Annotated in this window: 15 protein-coding genes; 7 read left to right on the top strand and 8 right to left on the bottom strand. The window is 37.2% G+C overall.

Translation table 11 applies throughout. From position 1 onward, the window contains the following. A partial coding sequence (locus ACXITR_RS05695; RefSeq protein ID WP_457996261.1) for an RNA-guided endonuclease InsQ/TnpB family protein occupies window positions 1-477 on the bottom strand: 477 nt, incomplete at its 3' end. A gap of 283 nt (window positions 478-760) precedes the next feature. Here ACXITR_RS05695 and hslO point away from each other — a divergent pair. Further along, window positions 761-1,654 (top strand): Hsp33 family molecular chaperone HslO, encoded by an 894-nt coding sequence (hslO, locus tag ACXITR_RS05690; protein ID WP_457996260.1) that lies wholly within the window; start codon window positions 761-763, stop codon window positions 1,652-1,654. An 82-nt stretch (window positions 1,655-1,736) separates the two neighbouring features. Here hslO and ACXITR_RS05685 read toward each other — a convergent pair whose 3' ends face one another. Then, window positions 1,737-2,192: a peroxiredoxin gene (locus ACXITR_RS05685; RefSeq protein WP_457996259.1), complete on the bottom strand. Its 456-nt coding sequence runs from the start codon at window positions 2,190-2,192 to the stop codon at window positions 1,737-1,739. Window positions 2,193-2,397: 205 nt separating this feature from the next. Here ACXITR_RS05685 and ACXITR_RS05680 point away from each other — a divergent pair, with 205 nt between their 5' ends. The 4 genes from ACXITR_RS05680 (at window position 2,398) to ACXITR_RS05665 (ending at window position 5,652) form a co-directional block, all read left to right on the top strand. Next, window positions 2,398-2,910, top strand: coding sequence for a carboxypeptidase regulatory-like domain-containing protein (locus tag ACXITR_RS05680; RefSeq protein ID WP_457996258.1), 513 nt, complete (start codon window positions 2,398-2,400; stop codon window positions 2,908-2,910). Window positions 2,911-2,948: 38 nt separating this feature from the next. After that, window positions 2,949-3,587 (top strand): cobalt transporter CbiM, encoded by a 639-nt coding sequence (gene cbiM / locus ACXITR_RS05675; protein ID WP_457996257.1) that lies wholly within the window; start codon window positions 2,949-2,951, stop codon window positions 3,585-3,587. Window positions 3,588-3,687: 100 nt separating this feature from the next. Further along, window positions 3,688-4,455, top strand: a complete 768-nt coding sequence (cbiQ, locus tag ACXITR_RS05670; protein WP_457996256.1) for a cobalt ECF transporter T component CbiQ — start codon at window positions 3,688-3,690, stop codon at window positions 4,453-4,455. Between the two features lie 69 nt (window positions 4,456-4,524). Further along, entirely contained in the window at window positions 4,525-5,652 is a 1,128-nt protein-coding gene (locus ACXITR_RS05665) for a PepSY-associated TM helix domain-containing protein (RefSeq protein ID WP_457996255.1), read from the top strand. Window positions 5,653-5,686: 34 nt separating this feature from the next. Here the strand turns inward: ACXITR_RS05665 and ACXITR_RS05660 are convergent, their stop codons facing one another. Continuing rightward, window positions 5,687-6,439, bottom strand: coding sequence for an SDR family NAD(P)-dependent oxidoreductase (locus ACXITR_RS05660; protein WP_457996254.1), 753 nt, complete (start codon window positions 6,437-6,439; stop codon window positions 5,687-5,689). Between the two features lie 198 nt (window positions 6,440-6,637). Then, window positions 6,638-7,081, bottom strand: a complete 444-nt coding sequence (locus ACXITR_RS05655) for an Hsp20/alpha crystallin family protein (protein WP_457996253.1) — start codon at window positions 7,079-7,081, stop codon at window positions 6,638-6,640. A 420-nt stretch (window positions 7,082-7,501) separates the two neighbouring features. On the opposite strand from ACXITR_RS05655, the gene ctpC reads away from it, so the two are divergent. Further along, window positions 7,502-8,776 carry a carboxyl-terminal processing protease CtpC gene (gene ctpC, locus ACXITR_RS05650; RefSeq protein ID WP_457996252.1) on the top strand — a complete coding sequence of 425 codons (1,275 nt, stop codon included), beginning with the start codon at window positions 7,502-7,504 and terminating at the stop codon, window positions 8,774-8,776. A gap of 104 nt (window positions 8,777-8,880) precedes the next feature. On the opposite strand, the gene pstB is transcribed toward ctpC, so the two are convergent. From pstB to pstS, 4 genes are all read right to left on the bottom strand, one after another. After that, complete coding sequence (pstB, locus tag ACXITR_RS05645) at window positions 8,881-9,687, bottom strand: phosphate ABC transporter ATP-binding protein PstB (protein WP_457996266.1); 807 nt, start codon at window positions 9,685-9,687, stop codon at window positions 8,881-8,883. 222 nt (window positions 9,688-9,909) lie between these two features. Next, window positions 9,910-10,800 (bottom strand): phosphate ABC transporter permease PstA, encoded by an 891-nt coding sequence (gene pstA, locus ACXITR_RS05640; protein ID WP_457996251.1) that lies wholly within the window; start codon window positions 10,798-10,800, stop codon window positions 9,910-9,912. 76 nt (window positions 10,801-10,876) lie between these two features. After that, window positions 10,877-11,839, bottom strand: a complete 963-nt coding sequence (pstC, locus tag ACXITR_RS05635) for a phosphate ABC transporter permease subunit PstC (protein ID WP_457996250.1) — start codon at window positions 11,837-11,839, stop codon at window positions 10,877-10,879. Between the two features lie 95 nt (window positions 11,840-11,934). Next, window positions 11,935-13,089, bottom strand: a complete 1,155-nt coding sequence (gene pstS, locus ACXITR_RS05630) for a phosphate ABC transporter substrate-binding protein PstS (RefSeq protein ID WP_457996249.1) — start codon at window positions 13,087-13,089, stop codon at window positions 11,935-11,937. 289 nt (window positions 13,090-13,378) lie between these two features. Between pstS and ACXITR_RS05625 the strand changes: the two genes are divergently transcribed. Beyond that, window positions 13,379-14,419, top strand: a complete 1,041-nt coding sequence (locus tag ACXITR_RS05625; RefSeq protein ID WP_457996248.1) for a PstS family phosphate ABC transporter substrate-binding protein — start codon at window positions 13,379-13,381, stop codon at window positions 14,417-14,419. The last annotated feature ends 100 nt before the right edge of the window (window positions 14,420-14,519 follow it).

The raw sequence follows: 14,519 nt of genomic DNA, 5'->3' as shown, positions 1-14,519 counted from the left end.
TATTTTGTCACCTTCTACTTTCACTTGATTGGGTGGGTAGCTAAAGCTCTTAAACTGATGCCTTTTTTTAAACTTAGGATAGCCCCTGCCACCAAAAAAGTTTTGGAAAGCTCGGTCTAATCTTCTTAAATTTTGTTGTAGTACCGTGGAGTGAATGGACTTGTACCACGGACGAAGTTTCTTGAGTGAGGGTAATTCTGAGGATTGTTGCTCATAGGCGTTCCGTTTTTTGCCTGTCTTTTTGTAGGGTTCTCCTAAGCCAGATTGCTTGGAAACTGAGCAGGTGAGAGGGTAGCAGTGAGCTTTTGTTTTTACATCACAATACTCGCCCATCTTTGGGTATTTGACCTGCTCGTATGCCTCTATCCTGTCTCGGAGACAGAAGTTATAGTGACTCCTAAGCATATTTATCCAATCCTTAATCACTTGCTGTTGTGAACTGGAGGGCTTTATTTTATACTTGTACGTTACGATCATATTTAATTGTTGTTCTGGTTAACTAGAACATTTTTTGATATTTTTCATTGTAGTAGTGGTTTAACTCAAACCGCTATTATTTTTATAGATGCCCTATCGGGCGTTCCGTTAGTCTGGTCGCCATTCATCCCTTACCTTTAGAAGGAGGGGTATTCTGACGACTATTTAGATAAATCAAAAATTACCATCTTCCAACATATCTGCCCTCTGCCTAAGATTTTTTTGGCGATTTTCCCAGCAATAATCGATAATAAAATGAGTAAATGTTGAGAAATGTAAACAAATGGCAGACCAATTAATTCGAGCAACGGCCGCCGATGGTGGTATTCGTGCAGTGGGAGTAATCACCACCAAAAGTGTGCAAGTAGCCAAAGATAGACATAATTTATCCTATGTTGCCACCGCAGCACTGGGTAGGGCAATGTCTTCAGGGTTGTTACTCGCTTCTAATATGAAACAGGAAGGCTCAAGGGTAAATATTAAAATTAAAGGAAATGGCCCTCTGGGGGGAATTTTAGTAGATGCAGGATTAGATGGCACTGTGAGGGGTTATGTAGCTAATCCCTCCGTAGAGTTACCCCCTAATGCCATGGGAAAATTAGATGTGGGCAAGGCTGTGGGTAAGGACGGTTTTTTATATGTTATCAAGGATGTGGGCTATGGCTACCCTTACTCTAGTACCGTTGAATTAGTTTCTGGGGAAGTAGGGGAAGATATTGCTAATTATTTGGTAAATTCTGAGCAAACTGCATCGGCTTTATTGGTGGGGGTATTTGTAGGTAAGGATGGAGTAACAGCTTCTGGGGGAATGTTATTGCAGGTATTACCCAAGGCTTCCCATGATGAGGCTTTAATTGCGACTTTAGAGGAGAGGGTAGGGCAATTAAAAGGCTTTACTCCTTTGTTGCGGCAGGGTAAAAGTTTGACGGATATTTTTAACGATTTGTTGGGAGATTTTGGTTTACATATTTTCCCAGAGGTACAGATGGTTAGGTTTAATTGTAATTGTTCTTTTGACCGTATGTTAGGGGCTTTGAGAATGTTGGGGGTGGATGAATTGGAGGATATGATTGTTACTGATGGTGGTGCTGAAGCTACTTGTCATTTTTGTAATGAGGTTTATCATGCCAGCCCTGAACATTTACGGGAAGTAATTGAAAACATTAAGGCTCAGTAGATTAGGTGTTAGGTGGTAGAGAAGTACTGTATTAATAATTTATAAGGTTTTTTGGCAAGGGGTTTAAACCCCTTGTTTGCTGTTATATTGATTTGATGGTTTTGATGGCTTCGTCAACGTGGGCTTTGAAGTCTAGCATGGAGTCAAAAATATGTTTAACGATACCTTCTTTGTCGATGATGTAGGTTACTCTACCGGGGAGAATAAAAAGGGTGGAGGGTACACCGAATAATTTTCTAACTTTGTTTCCTTGATCGCTTAGTAAGATAAAGGGAAGATTATATTTTTGGGCAAACTGTTGATGGGATTGGGGGCTATCTCCACTAATGCCGATTACTTCTGCCCCTGCATCGGTAAATACTTCGTAGCTGTCTCTAAATGCACAGGATTCGGCGGTACATCCGGGGGTGTCGTCTTTGGGGTAAAAGTAGATAACGAGGGATTTTTGACCAATAAAGTCTTCTATTTTGATATTTTCTCCTGTAGCGGAGGGTAAGGTAAAGTTAGGAATGCGATCGCCTATTTTCAGTGCAGACATAATTAAGAATTTAATAAATCAGTATTGTACAATATTATCACCATTGCCTATTGCCTATTGCCCATTGCCTACTACCCACTTAAATGATAAATCATATCTAAAGTCAGTAACCTCAAAAATTGATGCCCTAGAGGGGTATTGAAAAAATAAAGAAAGTATTAAACCATATAAACAAGTATATTATTGCCCTACATTATAATTTTCTATGTTTAAAAAACTATTGTGGTTTAGCTCTACTATCATTCTCTCTGGAATGATTAACCCCCTTGAAACCTTTGCCCATGGAGTGGTTTTAGAATATGAAAAGGTAAGGGCGATCGCCATTGTCGCGCAATATGATACAGGAGAACCCATGAGCAACGCCCAAGTAATTGTACACGCCCCCAATAATCCCGATGAACCCTATTTACGGGGAGTAGCAGACGAAAACGGCAATTTTTCATTTACCCCAGACCAAAATATTGCGGGAAATTGGAGCGTAACAGTAAGAACTGCTGGTCATGGTAGTATTATTAACATTCCCGTGGAATCCACCACCGAAACAGTAGCATCCGACAATACCCAAACTAATGGCGATGAAAGTAGCAACTCCAACCAAAACCCCCGTCAAACCCATAGACAATCATCCCCTAATACAGCCCAAAGATTATTAATGGCAGTATCTGGAGTATGGGGATTTGTGGGTACTGCATTATTTTTCTCCCGCCCCAAAACATAAATATTTAATCCTATTTTAGATACAAATTATCAGTTACAATGCACATTCCCGACGGTTTATTACCCCCCGCTGTATCCATCTCTGGCTATGCCATCACAGGGGGATTAACATGGTTTTCACTCAGAGAAATTAATAAAATTAGTAACTATCAAGAGCAAATACCCAAAGCATCTCTATTAACGGCGGCTTTTTTTGTTTCATCCCTAATTCATATTCCTGTACCTCCTTTTAATATTCACTTGATTTTAAATGGATTGATGGGCATTGTTTTAGGTTATTTTTCATTTACTGGTATTTTAATTGGCTTATTTTTTCAAGCAGTTTTTTTTCAACATGGAGGATTATCTACCCTCGGAATAAATGCTGTAATTATGGGTTTACCTGCTTTAATTAGTTATTATTTATGGCATTTTAGAAAAATAAAAGTGTTTCAGGCAGGGGCGGGTAAAAATTTCTTAATTTTTCTTTGCGGTAGCTTAGGTGTTTTTATTTCTGCATTATTATTTGTTGCGGTAATTCTTAATACTATCTCCCCTGATTTAGATATTGACTTAGAAAGGGCTGCAATTTTGACTTCTTTAGTTACTTATGGTGTTCAGTCGATGCTTGAAGGAATAATTACCATAATGATTATTTCTTTTTTTGAAAAAGTTAAACCAGAAATAATAAATGGTTAGGTTTTAATGGAGTTGTAAAAGTAGTTAAAAGACTTTTTGAGTTTGTGTTTTCTAACCATGGGCTTAGGTTCATTATCTTAATATAGAATATCAATAATTAATGAGATTATTTTTAGATAAATATGCAACAGTAAACTCCCCCATTCATCGCTGGGAACAAAAGCCTAAATTTATTGCTCTTGTTAGCCTAATTTTTGCGTTTGCTTTTACTGAAAAACTATTTTTATTACCTATTTTAATTATTATTACTGCTGTTTTTTTCTTTTTATCTAACTTACCTCTTAATTTTTTAATCTCTAGGCTTCGTTATCCCGGAATATTTATCTTAGGAGTCGTAATTATTTTACCTTTTCTAGCAGGGGAAACCGTAATATTTAGTTGGGGATTTTTAAGTTTAAAACTAGAGGGAATTTTAACTGTAATTTTAATTGTAGTTCGCTTTTTATGTATCCTTACCATTAGTTTAATTCTTTTTGGCAGCGCACCTTTTACCACTACTTTAAAAACTTTTCAATCTTTTGGTATATCTCCCATCATTAACGATATGATGTTGTTAACTTATCGTTATTTAGAGCAAATGGGCGATCGCCTTTTAACCATGGAAAGGGCATTGCAACTAAAAGGATTTAACCCTAAAAAATTAAACCGCAGAAACTTAAAAATAATTGCCAATCTAATTGCTAACTTATTAATCAGAAGTTATGAGGACTCCAAATTAGTATATCAAGCAATGATTTTGAGAGGGTATGGAGCAAAAATTGACCATAAAAATTCTCTCACCAATAATATTAATTATCTTCATTGGTTAAGTTGTTGCGGAGTCGTCATTATTAGTCTTAGTTTAATGGTCATACAATATTTAGCATAAAAATACTAATCAATCTACTTAATCAGACTTTTGTAACCCCATAATTTGATATATAACTAACCATTGATTATGAAAAATTTTGTTTTAACGACCCATAAAATACTAGGTATTACCATTGCTTTTTTAATAATTATCATTGCCATAACAGGCAGTTATTTAGTATGGGAAAGGGAAATAAATCCTGCTATTCGCCAAAATATTCATCAAGTAGAATTTTCCACAAATCCTAATTTAATAGAAAATACCATTAATTTTGTCGCTACTAATTATCCCAATGATAGTTTAAATAAAATTGTTCTACCTTCTAATAATAATGATTCTTACCGTTTAATTTTATCATCTCCTAAAGACATTAGAACAGAAATTTATTTCGATCCTTATCAAAAAAAACTTTTAAAAGAGTATCAACGTAACAAAACCTTTGACCCTATTCTTAGTAAATTACATACCGAATTATTATCAGGAAATATTGGTAAAATTATTTTAGGTTTATCAGGAATAAGTCTATTTATTTTAGGAATTACGGGATTATATTTATGGAAAGGATGGAAAAAATTAAAATTAGGGTTTAAAGTGCGCTGGAAATCTAAGCCTAGAATTTTGAACTATGATTTACACCAATTCATAGGTATTTTTTCTTTCCTCTTAGTAATAAATATGGCTTTCACTGGTTCAGTTTTGGCATTAGATAAGCCTATCCGACAGTTTTTTATTCAACCGCAAGTTAACCAACCCAACTTATTAACTAATAACTTTCTAATCAAAACAAATAATCCTTTATTGGTAACTCCAGCATCTAATTCTATATCATTAGATTTACTACTAAACAAAGCAAAAAATATGGTTGCAGAGGCAAGATTTACAGAGATAAAATTTTTTCAAGGAAAAGACATAGTCGAATTAAGATTCAAATTCCCCCATGAAATTACTCCACGGGGAAAAAGTTATATTACCTTGAACAGTATTAATGGCGAAGTATTAAGTTTAAATAAAATATCAGAGCAATCAGTTTATAAAAGAGTAAAAACTTGGTCTGAAGCACTCCACTATGGTGCTTTTTGGGGTTTAAGTAGTATGGTGATTTATCTTATTTTTGGGGTTATTTTAGTGAGTTTATCTCTCAGTGGTTTCCTTATCTGGTGGCTAAAATACATTACCATCTCTAAGCCTAAACAAAAGTTAGTCAAAAGTGATTAAGTCTTATATCTTAATCCATTAACCATCTCATTTTCTACCATGGCAAAATAGAGCCATCCCACGAGAAAAATTTACCATGATCTTCTTTTGTTAAATCATTCATTATAGATAGTAGTTGAGAAGTACAACGCTCAATGGAAAATAACTTTTCCGGGGGTACATTTCCTTGAAATGGTTTAGATAATTTGGTGTCAGTGGTGCCGGGATGGAGGGCGACTACGATGGTTTTTTTGCTGACTCTATTGTATTCGATGGCAATATTTTTGAGGAACATATTGAGGGCAGATTTGGAAGCACGATAACCATACCAACCCCCTAAATTATTGTCTTCTATGCTACCTACTTTGGCTGATATGGTGGTAAAAATGCTAGTTTCTGAATGTTTTAATAAAGGAAGCAAATGTTTGGCTAATAAGACAGTGGGAATGGCATTTACCTGAAAATAATGCAGTAAATTATCATTGTTGATATGTTTTAAACTTTTTTCGGGTTCTATTTCCCCTTCGTGTAGAATGCCTACGCAGTTTATCACTAGGTGTAGTTTATTGGTTTCTAATTTTATTTTTTCTACTATATTAATAATATCTTGTTCTAGGGTAATATCTCCTTGTAGCGATGTAATATTATTCGGGTATTGGTTTTCTAAATTCAATAATTGTTCTGCTGTATTTATGTTTCTATATACTGTGTATATTTTTTGATATTTTTCTTCTTTTATTAATTGTTTTACAAACCCTAACCCTATACCTTGACTTGCTCCTAGTACCAAACAATATTTATTTAACATTAGATTGTTATTACATTTTTATAGCTATAATAACATTTTTAAGTTTTTTATTTATTATTTTTCACCATGGAAAAACGAAGTAAGGGACGAATCGGATCAAATAAATTGCTCAGATTGCCCCTCATAAGCTATTTAGAATAAATTTAACAGCATAGAAAAAATCTACCTATCACAAATTAAACTACTATTTATTTATCCTTACGATGCAGGATTCAAGCTAATTTTTACTACTTTATTTTTTACCTCTTCAACTTTTGGTAAAGTTAACATTAAAATACCATCATTATATTCAGCTACGACTTCGGTATTTTTAATAGCTACGGGTAAATTAATGGTTCTTTCAAACTTACCATAATTGAATTCAGAAATATAATAATTATTCTCTTTTTCTTTTAGGTTTTGACGATATTCTCCAGCAATTTTCAAGGTTTGACGACTTACGCTAATGTCCAAGTCATCTTTATTAATACCTGGGATAATAGCTTTCAAAACTAAGTTATCACCCTTATCAAATAATTCTAAGGGAATATTCCCAATGGTTGGTAGTTGCTCCCAACTATTACTTAACTCATCAAATAAACGATTCATTTGACGGTGTAAACCATTCACATCAGATAGGGGATAAAAACGAACTAAAGACATATATTTAACCCTCCATAAACTGTTATTGGTTAGCTGTTATTTACTTTATATGTTGCCAAAAAATATATTGTAATAGAGTAGGGAAAACCGATACCCTACAAGGAGAGTTCACCGAATATTTATGGTTAACTAAAGGAACGGAAGTAGTTGGGCAAAAAATTATAATCAATAAAGTTTTTCAGATAAAAATTCTATGGGCAGGAATATTGTTATGGACTTTTTAGGGGGCATGGTGTTATCGATACTCAAGAGTCGTAACTGTTATAAACCCCAGAGGATGTTAACGAGGAAAAAATAAATTATGCTAACATCATAGTATTAAAAACCTGTTTACTGAAGATAAAAAACCATTAAGTAACTTATCTTTAAAGAGAAAGGCTAAAAACAAAAAACTAATTTTCATAACACGAATTCGACACTATGAACATCACTAAAAACGGACTCATTTTAGGGGCAACGGCCTTAACTGCTGGTAGTGTAGCAATAACAGGCTTTGGTCTCCACTATTCGCAAACTCAGGCTTTTGTCCAACAAAGTCCTAAGGAAATAGTCGATGAGGTATGGCAAGTAATTAATAGCCGTTATGTCGATGCAACTTTTAACGGTCAAGATTGGCGCAGTATTAGAAATGAGTTCTTGGAAAGGGAATATGCTAGTGCTGAGGATGCTTATGAGGCTGTGAGGGAAATGTTGAAGACGTTGGATGATCCCTATACTCGCTTTATGAACCCTGAGGAGTTTAGAAGTATGCAGATAGATACTTCTGGGGAGTTGACTGGGGTGGGGATTCAGATTACGAAGGAGGAGGAGACAAATAACATTGTGGTGGTTGCACCCATCGAGGATACTCCAGCATCGGAGGCTGGGGTGATGGCAAAGGATATTATTACCAAAATTGATGGTCAAAGTACGGAGGGTATGGAGTTAAATGATGCGGTTAACCTGATTAGAGGTGTACCGGGTAGTAATGTTGTGTTGACCATTGAGAGAAATAATCGTGAAATAAATTTTGAGCTTACCCGTGCCAAGATTGAAATTAAGCCTGTTAGAAGTAGGATTGATGAAGATCCTAATATTGGTAGAGTGGCTTATATTCGGTTAGTTCAATTTAGTAGTAATGCTTCTGCTGATATGCGAGAGGCGATCGCACAGGCGGAATCAGAAAACGTTAATGGTTATATTTTAGACCTACGCTCTAATCCGGGGGGTTTGTTATACTCCAGTGTAGAAATTTCTCGGATGTTCATTAACAGGGGCGGGATTGTCACCACCGTGGACAGGGTAGGAGAAGTGGATAGTCACCAAGCCAATGGTCGGGCATTGACGGATAAACCCATGGTCGTTTTGGTGGACGGAGGCTCCGCTAGTGCCAGTGAAATTGTTTCGGGTGCATTGCAGGATAACGGTAGGGCAACCATTGTGGGTACTCAAACCTTTGGTAAGGGTTTGGTGCAGTCGGTGCGTGGTTTGAGTGATGGTTCTGGATTGGCGGTCACTATTTCTAAGTATCTTACCCCCGATGGTCGAGATATTAACAAAGAAGGTATTACCCCCGACATTGTTTATGAACTTAACGAGGAAGAAAGGGAACTTTTAGCGGGCGATCGCCAAAAAGTTGGAACCTTAGCAGATGGACAATTCAGAAAAGCCTTTGAAGTCCTCAGCAATAAAATTACTGACACCGCTCAAAATTAGGAAACACCAACAACAAGGGGTTTTAACCCCTTGCCAAACTTACTGGTATTAATCCAACCTCCTGCCAAATCTACTTCTGAAGAAAAAGAAATACAATATTTGGTCTAACCAAACTTACCCGTAACATAATCTCTAGTTAACTCCTCGGCTGGATCATTAAAAATCTTATCGGTATTATCAAACTCCACCAAATAGCCAACCTTATTACCCTTATTACCCACCGCCTCAGCATTAAAAAAAGCAGTCTTATCCGCTACCCTTGTGGCCTGTTGCATATTATGGGTAACAATCACAATGGTGTAATTTTGTTTTAACTCGTGCATCAACTCCTCAATTTTGAGGGTGGAAATAGGATCAAGGGCAGAACAAGGTTCATCCATTAACAACACCTCAGGTTGAGCCGCAATGGTACGGGCAATACATAACCTCTGTTGCTGTCCCCCAGACAAAGAAAAACCACTTTCTTGTAACTTATCCTTTACCTCATCCCATAGCACCGCACGGCGTAAACAGTTTTCCACCAATTCATCCAAATCTCCTTTATAACCATTGATTCTTGCCCCATAGGCAACATTATCATAAATAGTCTTGGGGAAAGGGTTAGGGCGTTGAAACACCATGCCGATATATTTACGCAGTTTTACAGGGTCAACATCCTTGGCGTATAAATTTTGTCCGTGGTAAGTAACCCTACCTGTTAAGCGGAAAATTTTGATCAAATCATTTAGTCGATTTAATGATCTTAGAATGGTACTTTTACCGCACCCAGAAGGACCGATAAAAGCGGTAATCTTGTTTTGCTCAATATCTAAATTTACTCCCCTAACGGCTTTGAAACCACCGTAATAAATATCAACGTTCTCTAATGCCATGACTCTTGAGCCACCGCTGTTGATGTTTGGAGAGTCCATGTAACTGTTGTCGGAGTACATTGTTTTATTTTAGTTAATGATAAATAATAAATAATAGATTTAGCTTTGAAATCGAAGTATTAGATCCTTTTCGACCTATTTAGGCACTTTATGGCAAATCTTGATCAACCCAAGGAGTAAAAAAACTGTTATACCTGTAACAATTTTAAGGTTAAAAGTATTAATTTATTCTTAAATTTTTCCTTGAGTAGATCATTCTTTTTAATAAACCTTTCTACGGGTAGCAAAACGAGTAAGAACACTGGTTAGTAGTACCAACGCTACTAAAATTAAAGCTCCAGCCCATGCCAATTCGTTTTGGGCAGGAAAAGGTACGATCGCAAAGTTATACACCAATACCGCAAGGGTTGCCACAGGTCGGAATAAACCTTGTACAGATACGTCTGGCCAGAAGTTGGAATATAAAGCTGTAAATAACAACGGTGCCGTTTCCCCCGCCGCCCGTGCGATCGCCAAAGTGACCCCCGTAACGATACCGGGTAAAGCCGCAGGTAAGACAATTTTTAATACCGTTTGATAGTTGTAAGCACCAACTCCCAGAGCCGCCCAGCGAACATCTTGGGGAATAATCTTAAGAGCCTCATCGGTAGTACGAATAATAGTAGGTAACATCAACACCGCCAAGGCAACACCCCCTGCGATGGAAGAAAAACCCACAATACCACTCGATACCAACAAACCATAGGCAAATACCCCCGCAATAATCGAAGGTACACCACTCAAAACGTTGGTAGCAAAACGAATAATTAAAGCCGTTTTACCATTTTTACTAAATTCCGAGAGATAAATGGCGGCCATAACCCCAAAAGGCACAGAAATCAGAGTGGCAATACCCACCACCACCAAAGTTCCGATAATAGCATTAGCCAAACCTCCATCGGTTAAGCCAGGAGGAGGAGGTAATTTAGTGAATAAATCCACATTCAAACGACCAAAACCCTGTACCACCACAAAAAATACTACTGCCACCAGAGGAATCATCGTGATAGCCACACATAGGACAGAAATTGCCGTCATGACATTTCCTAAAATAGTCCTTGGGCTGTTATTTTCTTTCTTTAAATTTAAACTCTTAACGGTTGGAGAAGTCATAATAAAACTAAGATAAAAATGTATTGAAATTAATGATTAAAGCGACCAAATCACAAGTAAAAAACAGACAACTAACTTAGTCATATTTTGCCTTAATCTTATTAACAATAATTTCTGCAAAAATGTTAACAATAAGAGTTAAAATCATTAACACCAAACCAGCATACATTAGGGCAGAAACCTGTAAACCACTGGCTTCAGCAAACTGATTTGCAATCAAAGACGCAATGGTATTAGCAGGAGCCAAGATAGAAATGTTGAGACGGTTAGAGTTACCAATGATCATTGTTGCCGCCATAGTTTCTCCCATGGCACGACCCAAAGCCAACATCACACCCCCCACAATCCCAGAAATAGCACCCGGAATTAAAACACGGAAAATAGTTTCCCAACGGGTAGCCCCCAAACCTAAAGAAGCCTGACGTAAATCAGGGGGTAAGGATGCCAAAGAATCACGAGAAATGGCAATGATAATGGGCAAAATCATGATCGCCAAAATAATCCCTGCAGGTAACATCCCAGGGCCAGATGGCTCAGTGCTAAAAATGGGAATCCAGCCAAAGTTAGCATTCAACCAAATACCAAGGGTTCTAGTCAAAGGAATCAATACAAAAATCCCCCACAGTCCGTAAACTACACTGGGGATAGCGGCCAAAATTTCTACCAGAAATACTAAGGTGGTGCGAATTTCTTCGGGAATAAAATCTTCACTCAAGAAAATAGCTGCCCCCACTCCTAAAGGAATGGCAATCAATAAAGCAATCAGGGAACTAACCAACGTTCCGTAAATTACCATCAAAGTTCCATAGTTATTGACCACAGGGTTCCAGTTACTACTGCCAAAGAAACTGAAATTAATTTCTACAATGGCAGGCCAAGCACCGATGATGATGATCAGAGCAATACTAATCAAGATTAAACCAATGCCAATGGCAAAGGCATAGGTAAGCCAGCGAAAGCCTGTATCAAGATTTTTTTCAACAACGGATCTAGAATCAGTTACGGCACCAGATCTGCCAGAATAGCCAGAAACACTCATTTTTAATACCAAATTAGATAAACTGCAAGTATAAACCAGTTTGTATCATTTTCCCGGGATGATTGTCGAGAAAATGATAACGCTTAAATCAATTATTAATCAACGGTGATGGTAAATTCATCCGTTAGTCGATCCGCAGCTTCAGCAACTCTGGCTACTACGTTAGGAGGTAGGGCAATATAGCCTAATTCTTCGGCTACGTTTTGACCTTCTGTTAAGGCATATTGAATCATAGCTTCAATGGCGATCGCAAGTTGAGGATCATCATACTGTTCATAAACCATAATCCAACTGTAAGTAACAATAGGATAAGAATTAGCACCCTCAGGATCGGTAATAAAAGCTCTGAGGTTATCTGGTAACTCTACGTTAGCTAAGGTAGCAGAAGTAGTTTCATTATTAGGGAAAACAAATTCTCCAGAAGCATTTTCCAAAGAAGCCATGGGAATATTGTTATTAGTTGCGTAACCATACTCTACATAACCAATCGCTCCTTCCGTTTGCATTACGGTAGCAGTAACCCCTTCATTACCTCTACTACCAATGAAACTACCTCCAGCAGTTCCCCATTCTACGGTAGTACCTTGACCCACTTCATTAGCCCACTCTTCACTAATGTCAGCTAAGTGCATAGTTAATACCCCAGTAGTACCACTACCGTCGGAACGGTGTACAAAGGTAATACCACGATCTGGTAAATCTACATCTGGATTATCCTCGGCAATACGAGGATCATTCCATCTAGTAATTCGACCCAAAGCAATGTCCACATAAACTTCTCTACTTAAGTTTAGTTCATCAACACCTGGTAGGTTGAAAGCGAACACGATACCCCCAGCGGTTACGGGTAGAAGTATTACTCCTCGGTCGATAGCCTCCATTTGTTCATCACTCATCGCCACATCACTGGCACCAAAATCTACGGTCTGGGCAGTAAACTGCTCAATCCCAGCACCACTACCCACAGACTGATAGTTAACCTGTAATTGAGGTACTTGTTGATTTAAGCTTACAAACCAGTTTTGAAAAATAGCAGCGGGAAAACTAGCCCCTGCTCCAGTGACATTAACACTATTATCAAAAGGAAGCTCAATACTTGCGGTTTGACCCGTAGTTTCTCCTCCTTCCCCTCCTCCTGTGGTTGTAGTGTCTCCTCCTCCACAAGCTGCTAAGACAAGAGCGAGAGTAAGGCTAGAAAATCCACCTAACACTTTGTTTTTTAAAGTTTTACTGTTTAATTTGGTCAACATATTATTGATAATAAAAGTTTAATTTGCTGTTCAGGTTCTAATGATAGAACAGTGATGGTTATTTGTTGGTAAAGGTTAGGTTAAGAAATTTATTTTTTATCTCAACTTTTTTTTAACCTGATTTTAAGCACTATTTTTATTGACAAAACGAACCAATTAGCCCTAGTTTTTTTACTTTTTTTACTTAATTTATCTTTTTTGTTACAAAACATACAAACCAAATTTTCTTGAAATAAAATCTAAAGTAATATGTCTCTATTCCTTTTCTCAGAAGGCTAATTGTATGAAGATGCAAGACAATCGTAAATTAATTCAAACTATTTTGTTATGTATAGGGTTGGGAATTTCAGCTCAGGCTTGTGGAAACTCCGTTGCCCAAGAAAGTCAATCAATATCCATTGATGGTTCTAGTACGGTATTTCCCATAACTGATTTGATTACCAGAAATTTTAATGCAGAAAATGAAAGCGAAATCAGTGTAAATGTCGGTTTTTCTGGATCTGTGGGGGGGTTTCGTAAGTTTTGTAATGGAGAAACGGATATAAATAACGCTTCTGTGCCCATTCCCAAACAAGCCATGGAAGAATGTAAAAAAAATGGAGTTGCTTACATTGAATTACCTGTTGCTTTTGATGCCCTCACAGTGGTAGTAAATCCTAACAACAATTGGCTGGAATCAATTACAGTAGAGGAGTTAAAAACCATGTGGCAGCCTAGGGCTGAAAATCAAGTTGTTCGCTGGAATCAAGTTAATTCGAGTTGGCCAGAGAATACACTAAATTTATTTGGTCCTGGGCGAGATTCTGGTACTTTTGAGTATTTTACAGGGGCTATCATGGGGGAAACCAAAGCTAGTCGTAATGATTATGTATTTAGTGAAGATGATGATGCCTTAGTCAATGGGGTGGCACAGGATGGTAATGCCCTTGGTTATTTTGGCTATGCTTATTACGAACAAAATCAGGATAAGTTAAAGGCTTTAGCCATCGATAGTGGAGAGGGGGCTGTTTTTCCTTCCGATGAAACTATTATCAATAATACCTATCGCCCTCTTACTCGTCCTCTATTTATCTACGTTAATGCCAAGAGCGCCCAAGATAATCCCGCTCTAAAAACTTTTGTAGAATATTATCTGGAATCTGCTTCTAGGATTGTCAGGGAAGTAGGTTATCTGCCTTTACCTGATTCTGCCTATGATGTGGGGTTAATTCATTTCAATACCCATCAGGTGGGTACTGTTTTTAATGGCGAGGCGGTGTTTAATGTGAGTATCAACGAGTTGTTAACGAAAACCTATGCCCAAGATGGGGAGGATGGTTACGTTTTTTAAATAAGGTCGTCAAATGACGGTTGGTCTTTTTATCTAGGGTCGATGGGGGTTTAGAATAGAGATAGATAAATTTTTTGTTTATGACTTTATTTTAATTTAA

The organism is Cyanobacterium sp. (genome assembly GCF_054166785.1).
Note: the sequence above shows the minus strand (reverse complement) of the source record. Positions and strands in the feature narration are given on the sequence as shown.